Here is a 15085-nt window from a genome sequence, read left to right as displayed (position 1 = left end):
CATGCGCGAGATCGTCGTCTTCTCCGGCTCGGCGCACCCGGAGCTGGCGCACCGCATCTGCGACGCCCTCGACGTCCCGCTCTCCGAGTCGGTCACCAGCCGGTTCAGCAACGACTGCCTCCAGGCCCAGCTGCTCGCCAACTGCCGCCAGCGCGACGTCTACATCGTGCAGCCGCTCGTGCCGCCGACCCAGGACTCCCTGATGGAGCTGCTCCTCATGGTCGACGCGGCCCGCGGCGCGTCCGCCGCGATGGTCACCGCGGTCGTCCCGCACTACGCCTACGCGCGCTCGGACAAGAAGGACGCCTCACGGATCTCGTTGGGCGGCAGGCTGGTCGCCGACCTCATCGCGACCGCCGGCGTCGACCGGGTCATCACGATGAACCTGCACGCGCCCCAGGTCCACGGGTTCTTCTCGATGCCGGTCGACCACCTCACCTCGCTCGGGGTCCTCGCCGACCACTTCCGCGAGCGTGACCTCACCGACTCCGTCGTCGTCTCCCCCGACCTCGGCAACGCCAAGGACGCGACGCAGTTCTCGCGCCTGCTCGGGCTGCCGGTCGCCGCCGGTTCCAAGAAGCGGCTCGGCGACGACCGGGTCGTCATCGACTCCATCGTCGGCGACGTCTCCGGCAAGCGGGCCATCGTCCTCGACGACGAGATCGCCACCGGCGGCAGCATCGTCGAGCTGATGGACCGCCTCGCCGAGCACGGCGTCACCGAGGCGGCCGTGGCCTGCACCCACGGGCTGTTCGCCGGGAAGGCCGTCGAGCGGCTGAGCGACCACCCGATGATCAGCGAGGTCGTCACCACCGACACGGTGCCCGCGCCGCCGGGCTGGCCGGCCCTGCGGGTGCGCTCGGTCGCGGGGCTCTTCGCCGAGGCCATCAAGCGGATCCACGAGGGCGAGTCGGTGTCCAGCCTCTTCGACGGCGTCGACCCCACCCACGCCCCGCCGCGCCAGCGTTCCCTCTTCGACGGGGTGGGGGGCCGGTGAGCCGGCTGCTGCCGGCGGTGCTCGACGTCGTGCTCGTCGTCGTCTTCGCGGCCGTCGGCCGGCGCTCGCACGCCGAGGGCCTCGACGTCGCCGGGGTGCTGCGCACCGCGCTGCCCTTCCTCGTCGGCACCGCCGCCGGCTGGCTCGTCGCGAGCATCGTCCTCGACGGTGGCCCGCGCACCCTCGGCTACGGCGCGGTCGTCGTCGCCCTGACCGTCGTCGTGGGGATGGGGCTGCGCGCCCTGGCCGCGCAGGGCACCGCCCCGAGCTTCGTCGTCGTCGCGACCGTCGTCCTCTCGGTGCTGCTGCTCGGCTGGCGGCTCGTGGCGCGCCTCGTCGGCTGAGGACGCGGCTGTCCATTCTTGGGGGAACGGGCGCGCTCCCCGGGAGGGCCGACCGGGTGCTGCTCCGGTGAAGTCTCCCGGAGACGGACGCGGAACCCACGGGTCGGCGGACAGGGGCACGACGAGGTAGGACCGTGCCCGTGACGTGGATGCTGATGCTCACGCCCAGCTCGCGCAGCGCGCAGCCGACCATCGGCAGCTCGGCCTCGCCGGTGAGGTCGACGACCGCCGTGCGTCCGTCGGGGGTTCCGGTGCCGGCGTCGAGCCGTCAGCCGACGACGCGCGGGGGTCGTTCCCGGCCACTCACGTACGCCGCGGCACGCTCGCGGACCGAGGCGTTGCTCAGCGGGACCGACTCGCTGACTCCCTCTCGGTAGGCGGCGCCGTCGAGACCGTCGGTGGCATGAAGCGCCGAGGATGTCGCCGGTAGGCGCCGGCTGCTTGAGAAAGTCGCTAGTTGCCCGATCTTGATCAGCCACAGGACACGTGGCGCACGGCCTCGTCCCTCCTCGCGCTGTGCTGGTGCGGCAAGGAGTCTGAGCGCTAGTGCGCCGCAGTTCCTCGATTCACTCGACCGAGCCACTGATCAGGCAGACTGCTCTTATGGGCGGCGTGTGGGGCGGCGACGGCGGAGTCTGGGGCGCCGGCGATGGCACCTGGGCACTAGGGGCTGACCGCCCCCCGACGCCGGTGCCGCCCAAAGGCCTTCAACTCTCCGGTTGGTGGCGCGTTGCGACGTCCGGGGCAGCCCTGGCCTTCTTTACAGTCGGAGCGTGGGCAATGGTTCGCAGCAGCCTTGACGGCCTGGGGGTGGTGGCCGCGTTCCTCGCCTCGGCCCTATTGATGGTTATCATTGCCGTTGGCATGGTTCCGGTCCGCGCGTGGGCCAAGGACATCGGATACGACTTGGGACTCGGCGAGGTTGAGCAGCATGTAGAGAAGCTCGCCGATGACAAGCCTGAGTCGGTGTCTGTTCCTGTCGAAGCGGCGGCACCTGCGCCCTTCGACCTAACGGTCCCCCTCTTTTCAGACTACGACCGCCGAGCTGAGTTGATCAGCCTCTCGCCGACGGCGGCTCTGCTCGCGCAGTTTGGAGAACTGGAAGAGCAGCTCATGGCTTACGCGCGCGAAGCGGGGCTCTCTGACCAAGACATACGGCGCCAGCCGCCACGTCAGGTCGTGCGCTCACTGGTTCAGCGCGACGCGCTATCGCAGTGGCACCTCGACATCATCGACGAGTTGGCGGCGGCACGGTTCCGCGCAGCGCATGCACCCAGCGAGTTAAGTCAGACCAGCAGGGCCCAACTTGAGCGCCTCGTCGAACGGACAGCGGAAGTGGCCAACGACATCGCCCAGCGGCGCATCCTGCGCCGAAGCAACGACGCCTCCCCGAACCTGTAGAGGCTCTAGGCGCGCCCTTCCCCCTTTGTGCGTGAATCTTTACCGAGGCCCTCTGACCTGCGAGGACACCGAGCGCGTCGCGCGCTACGGCCCCGGCGGACGCCTCCCCCGGTGGCACGCCCGGACGGCCTTTCGTAGCGTGGAACGGTCCGTGTCGACCGCGAAGGAGTCCCGCCGCCATGTGCGACGCCCACACCAGCACCCCGTCCACCGACCAGCCGCGCGTCGGCCGCCGGCTCCTCGTCCGCGGTGCGGGCGGGCTCCTCCTCGCCGGCGGCGTCGGCGTGGCCACGGCCCAGCAGGCGCTCGCCGCGACGTCGCAGAACGGCTGGCCGGCGGGGACCTCGAGCCAGGTGCCGCTCTCGTCGCTCGCCGTCGGGGCGGCGACCTTCCCGGCCGGCGTGCGCACGGGCGACGTCTACACGGTGCTCCGGTACGTCGCCCAGCAGGTGAACTCCACGGTGGAGGCGCTGTACTCCCCCGGGTGCTGGGGGCACAGCTACCGGGAGATCTCCGGCAGCACGACCCTGTCGAACCACGCGAGCGGCACGGCGATCGACGTCAACGCGCCCGACCACCCGCTCGGCGCGTCCGGCACCTTCACGTCCGCCCAGGTCTCGGCCATCCGCAGCATCCTCACGCGGTGCAACGGCGTCGTCCGCTGGGGCGGTGACTACTCGGGCCGCAAGGACGAGATGCACTTCGAGATCAACGTGCCGCCGGGCGACTCCCGGCTGGCGACCCTCGCCGCCTCCCTCGGCGGTGGCGGCGGCACGCCGGACCTGGAGCCGATCGCGTGGACGACCGTGCGCAGCGGGAGCAGCGGCTTCCGGGTGACGACGGCCCAGTACCTGCTCCGGGCGCGCGGGCAGTCGCTGACGGTCGACGGCGCGTTCGGCTCGGGCACCGACAGTGCCGTCCGGTCCTTCCAGTCCTCCCGCGGCCTGACCGCCGACGGCATCGTCGGGACGAACACCTGGACGGCGCTCGTCGTCACGGTGCAGTCCGGCTCGTCGGGTGATGCGGTGCGCGCCGTGCAGACGTGCTTGTCCGCCAAGGGTTTCGCGACGACGGTCGACGGGGCGTTCGGGTCCGGGACCGACGCGAAGGTGCGCTCGTTCCAGTCCTCGCGCAGCCTCGTCGTCGACGGAATCGTCGGGTCGGACACCTGGCAGGCGCTCGAGGCCTGACCGGTCAGCCGACCCGGCGCACGACCTCCGCGAGGAGGTCATGGGCTGCCGGGTCGGTGGTGTTGGCCATCGACGCGATGACGTGGTCGATGCCGGCCTCGCGCAGCCGTCCCAGCCGGTCGACGGCCTCCTCGACCGAGTGGCCGTGCACGCCCTCCGGCAGCGGCGACCCGGCGTCCATCGTCAGGCGGGCGAGGCAGGTCTTCGAGATCTCGTCGTACGGGCGCCCGACGTCCTCGCAGTGCCCGCGCAGGACCTCGAGCTTGCGCGGGATGCCCTCGGGGCCGAGCCCGGTGTCGAAGAGGTTGCACGCGTCGGCGTACTGCGCGACCAGTCGGAGGGTCTTCCTCTCCCCGCCGCCGCCGACCATGATCGGCGGCCGCCGCACCGGTTGCGGGTGGTTGAGCGGGCGCTCGGCCCGCACGACCCGTCCCTCGAACGGGCGGTCGTCGTCGGCGAACATCCGGTGGGCCAGCCGCAGCGTGTCCTCGAGGACCTCGAAGCGCTCACGGGTGGAGGGGAAGGGCACGCCGAGGCCGAGGTGCTCCTCCTCGTACCACCCGGCGCCGATGCCGAGCCAGGCGCGACCCCCGGAGAGGACGTCGAGGGTCGTCACCGTCTTGAGGAGGATGCCCGGGTGCCGGTAGGTGGCGCCGGTGACGAGCGTCCCGAGCTCGATCCGCTCGGTGACCGCCGCTGCGTGCGCGAGGGTCGTGTAGCCCTCGAGCATGTCGTCCTCGGGCGACCCGGCCATGGCCATCTGGAAGAAGTGGTCCATCACCCAGAGCGAGGCCAGGCCCGCCTGGTCGGCGTCGCGGGCCACCGCCCGCCACGTCGCGCCCGTGGACGCCGGAGCGCCCTCCCACGAGAACCTGCTGACCTGCAGCCCGAGCCTCATGGGCCCATCCTCACCCGGCCGGCCGTTCACCGGGGGCCGCGGGTCAGAGGTACTGGCCGGTGTTCGCGACGGTGTTGATCGACTTGCCGGGCTCGGTGCCCTCCTTGGTCTTGATGAGCGTGCGGATGTAGACGATCCGCTCGCCCTTCTTGCCGGAGATGCGGGCCCAGTCGTCGGGGTTCGTCGTGTTCGGCAGGTCCTCGTTCTCGCGGAACTCGTCGGTGCACGAGCTCAGGAGGTGCTCGACGCGCAGGCCGCGCTGGCCCGTGTCGAGGAGGTCCTTGATCGCCATCTTCTTGGCCCGGTCGACGATGTTCTGGATCATCGCGCCGGAGTTGAAGTCCTTGAAGTAGAGGATCTCCTTGTCGCCGCCGGCGTAGGTGACCTCGAGGAAGCGGTTCTCCTCCTCCTCGGAGTACATCCGCAGGACGACGGCGTCGATCATCGCCTCGAGGGTGGCGTCGTCGGAGCCGCCGTTCTGCTCGACGTCGTCGGGGTGCAGCGGCAGCCCGGCGGTGAGGTACTTCGCGAAGATGTCGCGGGCCGCCTCGGCGTCGGGGCGCTCGATCTTGATCTTCACGTCGAGCCGGCCGGGCCGGAGGATGGCGGGGTCGATCATGTCCTCGCGGTTCGAGGCGCCGATGACGATGACGTTCTCGAGGCCCTCGACGCCGTCGATCTCGGCGAGCAGCTGCGGGACGATGGTCGTCTCGACGTCGGAGGAGACACCGGAGCCTCGGGTGCGGAACAGCGACTCCATCTCGTCGAAGAAGACGACGACCGGGTAGCCCTCGGAGGACTTCTCGCGGGCCCGCTGGAAGATCAGCCGGATGTGCCGCTCGGTCTCGCCGACGTACTTGTTGAGCAGCTCGGGGCCCTTGATGTTGAGGAAGTAGGACTTGCCCGGCTCGCGGCCCTCCTTCTCGGCGACCTTGCGGGACAACGACGCCGCGACCGCCTTGGCGATCATCGTCTTGCCGCAGCCGGGCGGGCCGTAGAGCAGCACGCCCTTCGGCGGCTTCAGCTGGTGCTCGGTGTAGAGGTCGGCGTGCAGGTAGGGCAGCTCGACCGCGTCACGGATGGCCTCGATCTGGCCGGAGAGCCCGCCGATGTCCTCGTAGCCGATGTCGGGGACCTCCTCGAGGACGAGGTCGGCGACCTCGGCCTTGGGGATGCGCTCGAAGACGAAGCCCGACCGGGGCTCGAGGAGGAGGGCGTCGCCGGCCCGGATCCGCTCGCCGTCGAGCGAGGCGGCGACGCGGCAGACCCGCTCCTCGTCGGCCTGGGCGACGACGAGGACGCGGCCGTCGTCGAGCAGCTCCTTGCAGAGGACGACCTCGCCGACGGTCTCGAAGCCGTGCGCCGCGACGACGTTCATCGCCTCGTTGAGCATCACCTCGCGGCCGGGGGCCAGGTCGGTGGCCTCGATGGAGGGGCTGACAGCGACGTGCATCTTGCGGCCGCTCGTGAGGATGTCGGCCGTGCCGTCGTCGAACAGCTCGATGACGGTGCCGTAGGCGGCCGGCGGCTGGGCGAGGCGGTCGACCTCGGACTTCAGCGTGACGATCTGCTCGCGCGCGTCGCGCAGGGTGCGGACCAGGCGCTCGTTCTGCGCCGAGAGCGTGGCGGCCTGCGACCGCAGCTGGGCGAGGTCGCGCTCGAGCGAGCGGATCTGGGCCGGGCTGGCCTCACCGCGCGAGCGCAGCGCGGCGAGCTCGGCCTCGAGGGACTGGCGCTCGGCCTCCAGGCGTTCGCGCTTGCCCTCCCGGCCACGGGGCTCGTCGGTGCTCATGCTCCACCGTAACTCTCCGGGGTCACTGCGGGTCGGAGGTTCCGACCACCGAACGGTGCACCTTGCGAACCCTCTTCGCCGACGGCACGCGCTCGCCGACGTTCTCGGGGGTCCAGTCCTCCTCGGTGGCCTCCTCGCTCGTGACGTAGCCGCGCCCCGGCCGGCGCTTGCGCAGCGGAGGCGTCGTGCCCGGAGCGAGGCGGCGGGTGGTGATGAGGAAGCCGGTGTGGCCGTGCATCCGGTGCTGGGGGCGCACCGCCAGCCCCTCGAGGTGCCAGCCGCGCACGAGCGACTCCCAGGCCTGCGGCTCGGTGAACGTGCCGTGGTCGCGCATCGCCTCGGCGACCTTCGACAGCTGGGTGGCCGTCGCGACGTAGCAGATGAGCAGGCCGCCGGGAGCGAGCGCCTCGGACACGACGTCGAGGCACTCCCACGGCGCCAGCATGTCGAGGACGACGCGGTCGACGCTGCCGGGCTCGACGGCGCCGGGCAGCGCCTCGACGAGGTCGCCCACCTGCACGGTCCACGCCGGGTGGTCCTCGCCGAAGAACTCGCGGGCGTTGGCGCGGGCGATGGCGGCGAAGTCCTCGCGCCGCTCGAAGGACAGCACCCGCCCGTGCTCACCGACCGCCCGCAGCAGCGACATCGACAGCGCGCCGGAGCCGACGCCGGCCTCGACGACGACCGCGCCGGGGAAGACGTCGGCCATCATGACGATCTGGCCGGCGTCCTTCGGGTAGACGACCGCGGCCCCCCGCGGCATCGACATCACCCAGTCGGCGAGCAGCGGGCGCAGGGCGAGGTACTCGACCCCGGCGGTGTTCGTGATCGTCGAGCCGTCGGGGGCGCCGATGAGATCGTCGTGGGCGACGTGCCCGCGGTGGGTGTGGAACTGCTTGCCCGGGGCGAGGGTGATCGTGTGCAGCCGGCCCTTGGGGTCGGTCAGCTGGACGCGGTCGCCCTCGGCGAAGGGGCCGCGACGGCGATCGGCTCCGGTGGGGGTCATGGCCGGGAGTCTAGGTCCGGGCCCGGACCCGCTTCGCCGCGGCGTCGACGCCCTCGCCGGCGACGAGGCCCCACGGCGCGCCGCCGAGCGTCACGACGACGACGCCGACCCCGGTGGCGCTCATCGCCCGGAGCACCGCGCCGATCCCGGCGTCCGGACCGGTCTCGACGACGTTCTCGTCCGGGATGCGGGTGACGACCGCGCCGAGGGGCGTGGTGTCGGGCACCGACGGCGACACCGCGCGCAGGACGAGGGAGGGCACGCCGCGCTCGTCGAGGCAGACGACGAGGTCGGGGCTCGTGCGGGCGACGGACAGCGGGGTGTCGGCCGGGAGCACGACGGCCCGCTCGGCGGCGTCGCCGACGCGCACGGTGTCGAGGACCCGCTCGAGGCCGGCCCGCCGGATCGCCCCCGTCGCGCCGGTCCAGAGGATCCAGGCCATGAGCAGGCCGATGGCGACGGTCCACAGGTCGGCGCGGTCGCCGCGCAGCAGCGGGACCGCCGTGAAGAGCACGAGGACGACGACGGCCACCGCCCGCCCGATCCAGCCGGCGACGAGCATCCCGAGGTCGCGGCGCCCGGAGAGCGCCCAGACGAGGGACTGCACGGCGGCGCCGCCGTCGAGCGGCAGCCCCGGCAGCAGGTTGAAGACGGCCAGGGCGGCGTTGAGGTAACCGAAGTAGCCCGCGAAGTCGGCGGTCAGCCCCCCGGCGGTGACGGCGACGACGAATCCGACCACGGCGAGCCCGACGTTGACGAGCGGACCGGCGAGGGCGACGACCGCACTGCGCCCGGGCGTCGCGCCGGTGCCGTCGAAGGAGGTGTGCCCGCCCCAGACCGTGGCGACCACCTGGTGCACCCTGAAGCCGAGCCCGCGGGCGCTCAGCGCGTGCCCGACCTCGTGCCCGATGACCGCGACGAAGATGGAGACGACGTTGCCGACCGCGAAGGCCACCCCGGTGCCGGTGCCGCGCCACTGCCCGGCCTGGAAGCCGGTGTACGCGAAGAGGGCCGCGAGGAGCAGCCAGGTGCGGTCGAGGTAGACAGGGACGCCGGCGACCCGGCCGATGCGCAGTGCCCCCGTCGGCGCCGGAGGGGACGTGGACATGGCGCCGACCCTACGTCAGGTGCCGGACGGCATACTTGACCTCTCCCCCCACCGACGTCCCGAGAGGACACCGCACCCCCGTGAGCGCCCAGCACCGGCCCGACGCCACCGACGCCCTGACCAGCGCCCTGCGCGAGCGCGTCCTCGTGCTCGACGGCGCGATGGGGACGATGATCCAGGCGCGCCAGCTGTCCGAGGCCGACTACCGCGGCGACCGGTTCGCCGACCACCCGAGCGACCTGCGCGGCAACAACGACCTCCTCTCGCTCACCCAGCCCGACGTGATCCGCGAGATCCACGAGGCCTACCTCGAGGCCGGTGCCGACCTCGTCGAGACCAACACCTTCAACGCCCAGCGCATCTCCCTCGCCGACTACGGGATGGAGGAGCTCGCCTACGAGATGAACCTCGCCGCCGCCGGGCTCGCCCGGGCCGCGTGCGACGCCGTCGAGGAGCGCACCGGACGCCCGCGCTGGGTGCTCGGCACGCTCGGCCCGACGAACCGCACCGCCTCGATCTCCCCCGACGTCAACGACCCGGGCGCCCGCAACACGAGCTTCGACGAGCTGGCGGCGGCCTACCTCGAGCAGGCCCGCGGCCTCGTCGACGGCGGGTCCGACGTCCTCCTCGTCGAGACGATCTTCGACACCCTCAATGCCAAGGCCGCGATCTTCGCCCTCGAGACCCTCTTCGAGGAGCACGGGCGCCGCTGGCCGGTGATGATCTCCGGCACCATCACCGACGCCTCGGGGCGCACGCTCTCCGGGCAGGTCACCGAGGCCTTCTGGTACTCCGTCCGGCACGCGCGTCCGCTGGCCGTCGGCCTCAACTGCGCCCTCGGCGCGAAGGACCTGCGCCCCTACGTCGCCGAGCTCTCGCGCATCGCCGACTGCTTCGTCACCGCGCACCCCAACGCCGGGCTCCCCAACGCCTTCGGCGAGTACGACGAGGGACCCGAGGCGATGGCCGAGGTCGTCGGCGAGTTCGCCACCGCCGGGCTCGTCAACGTCGTCGGCGGCTGCTGCGGCACCACCCCGGGCCACATCGCCGCCATCGCGCAGGCGGCGGCCGGCGGCACCCCGCGCACCCCGGCCGAGGTCGCCCCGGCGCTGCGGCTGTCCGGGCTCGAGCCGCTCGTCGTCACCGACGACAGCCTGTTCGTCAACGTCGGCGAGCGCACCAACATCACCGGGTCGGCGCGCTTCCGCCGGCTCATCCAGGAGGAGGACTACCCCACCGCGCTGTCCGTGGCCCGCCAGCAGGTCGAGTCCGGCGCGCAGGTCATCGACGTCAACATGGACGAGGGGATGATCGACGGCGTCGCGGCGATGGACCGCTTCCTCAAGCTCATCGCCTCCGAGCCCGACATCTGCCGCGTGCCGGTCATGGTCGACTCGAGCAAGTGGGAGGTCATCGAGGCCGGCCTCAAGGTCACCCAGGGCAAGGCGATCATCAACTCGATCTCGATGAAGGAGGGCGTCGAGCCCTTCCTCGCGCACGCCCGGCTGGCGCGCAAGCACGGCGCCGCCGTCGTCGTCATGGCCTTCGACGAGCAGGGCCAGGCCGACTCCCTCGAGCGCCGCAAGGAGATCTGCGAGCGGGCCTACCGGCTGCTCGTCGACGAGGTCGGCTTCCCCGCCGAGGACATCATCTTCGACCCGAACATCTTCGCCGTGGCCACCGGCATCGAGGAGCACGCCGCCTACGGCACCGACTTCATCGAGGCCGCCCGCTGGATCAGCGAGAACCTGCCGCACGCGCTCGTCTCGGGCGGTGTCTCCAACGTGTCGTTCAGCTTCCGCGGCAACAACGCCGTCCGCGAGGCGATCCACGCCGTGTTCCTCTACCACGCGATCCGCGCGGGGATGGACATGGGCATCGTCAACGCGGGCGCGCTCGTCCCCTACGACACCGTCGACGAGCGGCTGCGCGACGCCATCGAGGACGTCGTGCTCAACCGGCTCGAGGACCCGCAGCAGGCCACGGAGAAGCTGCTCGAGCTCGCCGAGGAGTTCCGCTCCGACGGCGCGGCGGCCGAGGCGGCCACCGAGGAGTGGCGCGAGCTGCCGCTGCGCGAGCGGATCACCCACGCCCTCGTCAAGGGCATCGACGACCACGTGGTCGCCGACACCGAGGCGCTGCGGGTCGAGATCGACGAGGCCGGCGGGCGTCCGCTCGAGGTCATCGAGGGCCCGCTCATGGACGGGATGAACGTCGTCGGCGACCTCTTCGGCGCCGGGAAGATGTTCCTCCCCCAGGTCGTCAAGTCGGCACGCGTCATGAAGAAGGCCGTCGCCCACCTCGTGCCGTACATCGAGGCCGAGAAGGACGAGTCGGCGCGCCAGAAGGCCAAGGGCAAGGTCGTCACCGCCACGGTCAAGGGCGACGTCCACGACATCGGCAAGAACATCGTCGGGGTCGTGCTGCAGTGCAACAACTACGACGTCGTCGACCTCGGTGTCATGGTGCCCCTGCAGAAGATCCTCGACACCGCCCGTGAGGAGAAGGCCGACGTCATCGGGTTGTCCGGCCTGATCACCCCGAGCCTCGACGAGATGGTGCAGGTCGCGGCCGAGATGGAGCGCCAGGGCTTCGACCTGCCGCTGCTGCTCGGTGGCGCGACGACCTCGAAGGCGCACACGGCCGTCAAGGTCGACGAGCGCTACTCGGGGCCGGTCGTCTGGGTCAAGGACGCCTCCCGCTCCGTGCCGGTCGTCAGCCAGCTCCTCTCGGACGCCCAGCGCGCTCCCTTCGTCGAGGGCGTGTCCGAGGAGTACGCCGAGCTGCGGCGCCGGCACGCCGCGAAGTCCGGCGAGCGACCGCTGACGACCCTCGAGGAGGCCCGGGCCAACGCGCCGGCGCTCGACTGGACCGGTTACCGGCCGATGCGTCCGCACCTCCTGGCCCACCAGGAGGGCGACCAGTGGTCGCACCCCAAGGGCTCGACGTGGCGCCGGGCGGCCCACCAGTTCACCCGGGTCTGGGAGGACTACCCGGTCGCCGAGCTGCGCGAGTACATCGACTGGACACCGTTCTTCCTCGCCTGGGAGGTCCGCGGCCGCTACCCGGACGTGCTCAACAACCCGACGACGTCCGAGGTCGCGCGCAAGCTCTTCGACGACGCGCAGCGGATGCTCGACCGCATCGAGCGAGAGCGCTGGCTGCACCCGCGCGGTGTGGTCGGCATCTTTCCGGCGAGCTCGGTCGGCGACGACCTCGAGGTGTACGCCGACGAGGAGCGCGAGACCGTCCTCACGACCCTGCACGGCCTGCGCCAGCAGGGACGCCACCGCGAGGGGGTCGCCAACAAGTGCCTCTCGGACTTCGTCGCCCCGAAGGAGACGGGCATCGCCGACCACGTCGGGGCCTTCTCGGTGACCGCCGGGCTCGGGCTGGAGGACCGGCTCGCCGCGTTCAAGGACGACCTCGACGACTACTCGGCGATCATGCTCGAGGCCCTCGCCGACCGGCTCGCCGAGGCCTTCGCCGAACGGCTGCACCAGCGGGTCCGCACCGACCTCTGGGGCTACGCGTCCGACGAGCGGCTCGACAACAGCGCCCTCATCGCCGAGCGGTACCGCGGCGTGCGCCCGGCGCCGGGCTACCCCGCCTGCCCCGACCACACCGAGAAGGAGACGCTCATGGCCCTGCTCGGCGGCGAGCAGCGCACCGGCGTCAAGCTCACCGAGTCGATGGCGATGTGGCCGGGCGCATCGGTGTCCGGCTGGTACTTCTCGCACCCGGAGAGCCAGTACTTCGTCGTCGGGCGGCTGGGCCGCGACCAGGTCGAGGACTACGCGGCGCGCAAGGGCTGGGACCTCGCGACGGCCGAGCGCTGGCTCGGCCCGAACCTCGGCTACACCCCCGAGGGCTGAGGTCCGGGGTGGCGGCTCGGCGGTGTCGGCCCGGACGCCTACCGTGGGCGCCATGACCCCCGCCCTGTCCCCGAGCCGCGCAGCGGACTTCAAGCAGTGCCCGCTGCTGTTCCGCTTCCGGACGATCGACAAGCTCGAGGGTCCCCCGTCGCCGGCCGCCGCCCGCGGCACGCTCGTGCACGCCGTCCTCGAGCACCTCTTCGAGCTCCCGGCCGCCGAGCGCACGCCGGCCGCCGCCGTCGCGCTCCTCGAGCCGCGCTGGCGGGCCCTCGTCGAGGAGCGCCCCGAGCTCGGCGCGATGATCGCCGACGACGAGCAGCTGAGCGAGGAGGCGTGGTTCGCCGGGGCGCAGACCCTCGTCGAGCAGTGGTTCGACCTCGAGGACCCCACCCGGCTCGAGCCCGCGGCCCGCGAGCTGTACGTCGAGACCGAGATCGAGGGCCTGACGCTGCGCGGCTACGTCGACCGGCTCGACGTCGCCCCGGACGGCGCGATGCGCGTCGTCGACTACAAGACCGGCCGCTCCCCCAGCGAGCTGTTCGAGGCCAAGGCGCTCTTCCAGATGAAGTTCTACGCGCTCGTGCTCTGGCGCCTCCACGGCGAGGTGCCGCGGATGCTCCAGCTCGTCTACCTCGGCAACGGCGAGGTCGTGCGCTACGTCCCGGACGAGCGCGACCTGCGGGCCATCGAGCGCAACGTCCGCGCCATCTGGGACGCCGTCGTGCGCGCCGCGCAGACCGGTGACTGGCGGCCGCGCACCTCCCGGCTCTGCGACTGGTGCGACTTCCGCGAGTACTGCCCCGAGTGGGGCGGCACTCCCCCGCCGCTGCCGGAGGGCGCGGGCCTCATCGCCCTCGACCCGGTGCACTCGGGGGCGGCCTCACCCGACGACGAGTGACCCCACGGTCTCGGCGAGGCGCTGCGGCGTCATCCCGGCCAGCCCCTGCACCTGCACCGCACCGGCCATCGGCGGCACGGGCACGACGTGCGGCACCGCGAGGGTCGGCACGCCGGCCGCGACCGCCGAGCGCACCCCGGTGGGGCTGTCCTCGATGGCCACGCAGCGCGCCGGGTCGACCCCGAGCAGCCGGGCCGCCGCGTGGTACGGCTCGGGGTGCGGCTTGCCGTGCTCGACCTCGTCACCGGTGACGACCGCGTCGAACGCCCCCTCCGGCAGGGCCGTCACCACCGCGTCGGCGAGCGAGCGCCACGACATCGTCACGAGCGCGTTGGCCACCCCCTCGGCCCGCAGGGCGGCGAGCAGCTCGCGGGCGCCGGGCCGCCACGGCACGTGCTCGCGCACCTGGACGACGACCCGCCGGAGCAGCTCGTCGACGATGCGCTCGGGCTCCCAGGTGATCGGCGAGTGCTCCCGGATGAACGCCGCCGACACCATGAGGTCGTTGCCGACGAGCTGATGGGCGAACTCGTCGTCCCACGTCCCGCCGTGCTCGGCGACGATGGCGCGCTCGGCGTCGATCCAGTACGGCTCGGTGTCGACGAGCGTTCCGTCCATGTCCCAGAGGACCGCTGCGGGCAGGCTCATGAGCAGAGAGCCTATCGAGCCGTAGGGTGGGATCCTGACCCCGGAGGAGGACGCCCGTGATCGAGCTCGAGGACATCGGCGAGCTGCGCGACCCCGTGATGATCGCCGCCTTCGAGGGCTGGAACGACGCGGGCGAGGCCGCCAGCGCCGTCGTCGAGCACCTCGCCGAGGTGTGGGACGCCGACGTCGTCGCCGCGCTCGACCCCGAGGACTACTACGACTTCCAGGTCAACCGGCCCCGGGTGGTCTCCGAGGGCGGCAAGCGCCGCATCAGCTGGCGCACCACGCGCGTCCTCGTCGCCCGCGACACCTCCCTCGGGCGCGACGTCGTCCTCGTCCAGGGGGTCGAACCCTCCTTCCGCTGGCGGGCCTTCGCCGTCGAGCTCATGGAGCTCGCCGAGGCCACCGACGTCTCGATGGTCGTCACGCTCGGCGCGCTGATGGCCGACGTCGCCCACTCCCGCCCGATCCCGGTCACCGCCACCTCCGACAGCGAGGACACCCGCCACCGCCACGACCTCGAGCAGAGCGGCTACGAGGGGCCGACCGGCATCGTCGGGGTCCTCGCCGACGCCGCGTCCCAGGTGGGCATCCCGTCGGTGTCGTGCTGGGCGGCGGTTCCGCACTACGCCGGCCACTCCCCCTCGCCGAAGGCCACGCTGGCCCTCGTCGGCCGGCTCGAGGAGCTCTTCGACGCGCCCGTCGAGCACGGGGAGCTCGACGAGGACGCCCGCGCCTGGGAGCGCGGCATCAACGAGCTCGCCGAGTCCGACACCGAGGTCGCCGAGTACGTCGAGAGCCTCGAGGAGGCCCAGGACACCGCCGAGCTCCCCGAGGCGAGCGGCGACGCCATCGCCAAGGAGTTCGAGCGCTACCTGCGCCGTCGCGGCAGCGACGACACCGGCGCGGGCTGAGCGCGCCCCGCGGC

General features: G+C 72.2%; 12 protein-coding genes. 7 read left to right on the top strand and 5 right to left on the bottom strand.

Annotated elements, in window-relative coordinates:
• Position 1: 1 nt before the first annotated feature.
• The 4 genes from JQN70_RS04435 (at position 2) to JQN70_RS04420 (ending at position 3932) form a co-directional block, all read left to right on the top strand.
• Positions 2 to 997, top strand: a complete 996-nt coding sequence (locus JQN70_RS04435; protein ID WP_204130109.1) for a ribose-phosphate diphosphokinase — start codon at positions 2 to 4, stop codon at positions 995 to 997.
• Complete coding sequence (locus JQN70_RS04430; protein WP_204130108.1) at positions 994 to 1341, top strand: DUF3054 domain-containing protein; 348 nt, start codon at positions 994 to 996, stop codon at positions 1339 to 1341. The genes JQN70_RS04435 and JQN70_RS04430 overlap by 4 nt, the downstream gene beginning before the upstream one ends.
• A 780-nt stretch (positions 1342 to 2121) precedes the next feature.
• Complete coding sequence (locus JQN70_RS04425) at positions 2122 to 2742, top strand: hypothetical protein (RefSeq protein WP_204130107.1); 621 nt, start codon at positions 2122 to 2124, stop codon at positions 2740 to 2742.
• A 179-nt stretch (positions 2743 to 2921) separates the two neighbouring features.
• Positions 2922 to 3932: a peptidoglycan-binding protein gene (locus JQN70_RS04420; RefSeq protein ID WP_204130106.1), complete on the top strand. Its 1011-nt coding sequence runs from the start codon at positions 2922 to 2924 to the stop codon at positions 3930 to 3932.
• Positions 3933 to 3936: 4 nt separating this feature from the next.
• On the opposite strand, the gene JQN70_RS04415 is transcribed toward JQN70_RS04420, so the two are convergent.
• The 4 genes from JQN70_RS04415 to JQN70_RS04400 are packed head-to-tail and all read right to left on the bottom strand — an operon-like array spanning position 3937 to position 8736.
• Entirely contained in the window at positions 3937 to 4830 is an 894-nt protein-coding gene (locus JQN70_RS04415; RefSeq protein WP_204130105.1) for an LLM class F420-dependent oxidoreductase, read from the bottom strand.
• A 43-nt stretch (positions 4831 to 4873) separates the two neighbouring features.
• Positions 4874 to 6622, bottom strand: a complete 1749-nt coding sequence (gene arc, locus JQN70_RS04410; protein ID WP_204130104.1) for a proteasome ATPase — start codon at positions 6620 to 6622, stop codon at positions 4874 to 4876.
• Between the two features lie 22 nt (positions 6623 to 6644).
• Positions 6645 to 7628: a tRNA (adenine-N1)-methyltransferase gene (locus JQN70_RS04405; protein ID WP_204130103.1), complete on the bottom strand. Its 984-nt coding sequence runs from the start codon at positions 7626 to 7628 to the stop codon at positions 6645 to 6647.
• A 10-nt stretch (positions 7629 to 7638) separates the two neighbouring features.
• A complete protein-coding gene (locus JQN70_RS04400; protein ID WP_204130102.1) occupies positions 7639 to 8736 on the bottom strand; it encodes a site-2 protease family protein in 1098 nt (365 codons plus the stop codon).
• Positions 8737 to 8816: 80 nt separating this feature from the next.
• Here JQN70_RS04400 and metH point away from each other — a divergent pair, with 80 nt between their 5' ends.
• Positions 8817 to 12611, top strand: coding sequence for a methionine synthase (gene metH, locus JQN70_RS04395; protein WP_204130101.1), 3795 nt, complete (start codon positions 8817 to 8819; stop codon positions 12609 to 12611).
• 52 nt (positions 12612 to 12663) lie between these two features.
• Complete coding sequence (locus tag JQN70_RS04390; RefSeq protein WP_204130100.1) at positions 12664 to 13509, top strand: RecB family exonuclease; 846 nt, start codon at positions 12664 to 12666, stop codon at positions 13507 to 13509.
• On the opposite strand, the gene JQN70_RS04385 is transcribed toward JQN70_RS04390, so the two are convergent.
• Entirely contained in the window at positions 13492 to 14157 is a 666-nt protein-coding gene (locus JQN70_RS04385) for an HAD family hydrolase (protein WP_204130099.1), read from the bottom strand. The two genes, JQN70_RS04390 and JQN70_RS04385, sit on opposite strands and share 18 nt — an antisense overlap.
• Before the next feature lie 56 nt (positions 14158 to 14213).
• Between JQN70_RS04385 and JQN70_RS04380 the strand changes: the two genes are divergently transcribed.
• A complete protein-coding gene (locus JQN70_RS04380) occupies positions 14214 to 15071 on the top strand; it encodes a PAC2 family protein (protein ID WP_204130098.1) in 858 nt (285 codons plus the stop codon).
• Positions 15072 to 15085 lie beyond the last annotated feature (14 nt).

It is taken from the genome of Phycicoccus sonneratiae (assembly GCF_016887965.1).
GTDB lineage: Bacteria > Actinomycetota > Actinomycetes > Actinomycetales > Dermatophilaceae > Phycicoccus > Phycicoccus sonneratiae.
This window is presented reverse-complemented; position numbering and strand designations above follow the sequence as displayed.

Bases quoted from the DNA above. Each gene is read 5' to 3' on its own strand.
- JQN70_RS04435 (WP_204130109.1), top strand. From the start codon at position 2: ATGCGCGAGATCGTCGTCTTCTCCGGCTCGGCGCACCCGGAGCTGGCG.
- JQN70_RS04425 (WP_204130107.1), top strand. From the start codon at position 2,122: ATGGTTCGCAGCAGCCTTGACGGCCTGGGGGTGGTGGCCGCGTTCCTC.
- JQN70_RS04420 (WP_204130106.1), top strand. From the start codon at position 2,922: ATGTGCGACGCCCACACCAGCACCCCGTCCACCGACCAGCCGCGCGTC.
- JQN70_RS04415 (WP_204130105.1), bottom strand. From the start codon at position 4,830: ATGAGGCTCGGGCTGCAGGTCAGCAGGTTCTCGTGGGAGGGCGCTCCG.
- arc (WP_204130104.1), bottom strand. From the start codon at position 6,622: ATGAGCACCGACGAGCCCCGTGGCCGGGAGGGCAAGCGCGAACGCCTG.
- JQN70_RS04405 (WP_204130103.1), bottom strand. From the start codon at position 7,628: ATGACCCCCACCGGAGCCGATCGCCGTCGCGGCCCCTTCGCCGAGGGC.
- JQN70_RS04400 (WP_204130102.1), bottom strand. From the start codon at position 8,736: ATGTCCACGTCCCCTCCGGCGCCGACGGGGGCACTGCGCATCGGCCGG.
- JQN70_RS04390 (WP_204130100.1), top strand. From the start codon at position 12,664: ATGACCCCCGCCCTGTCCCCGAGCCGCGCAGCGGACTTCAAGCAGTGC.
- JQN70_RS04385 (WP_204130099.1), bottom strand. From the start codon at position 14,157: ATGAGCCTGCCCGCAGCGGTCCTCTGGGACATGGACGGAACGCTCGTC.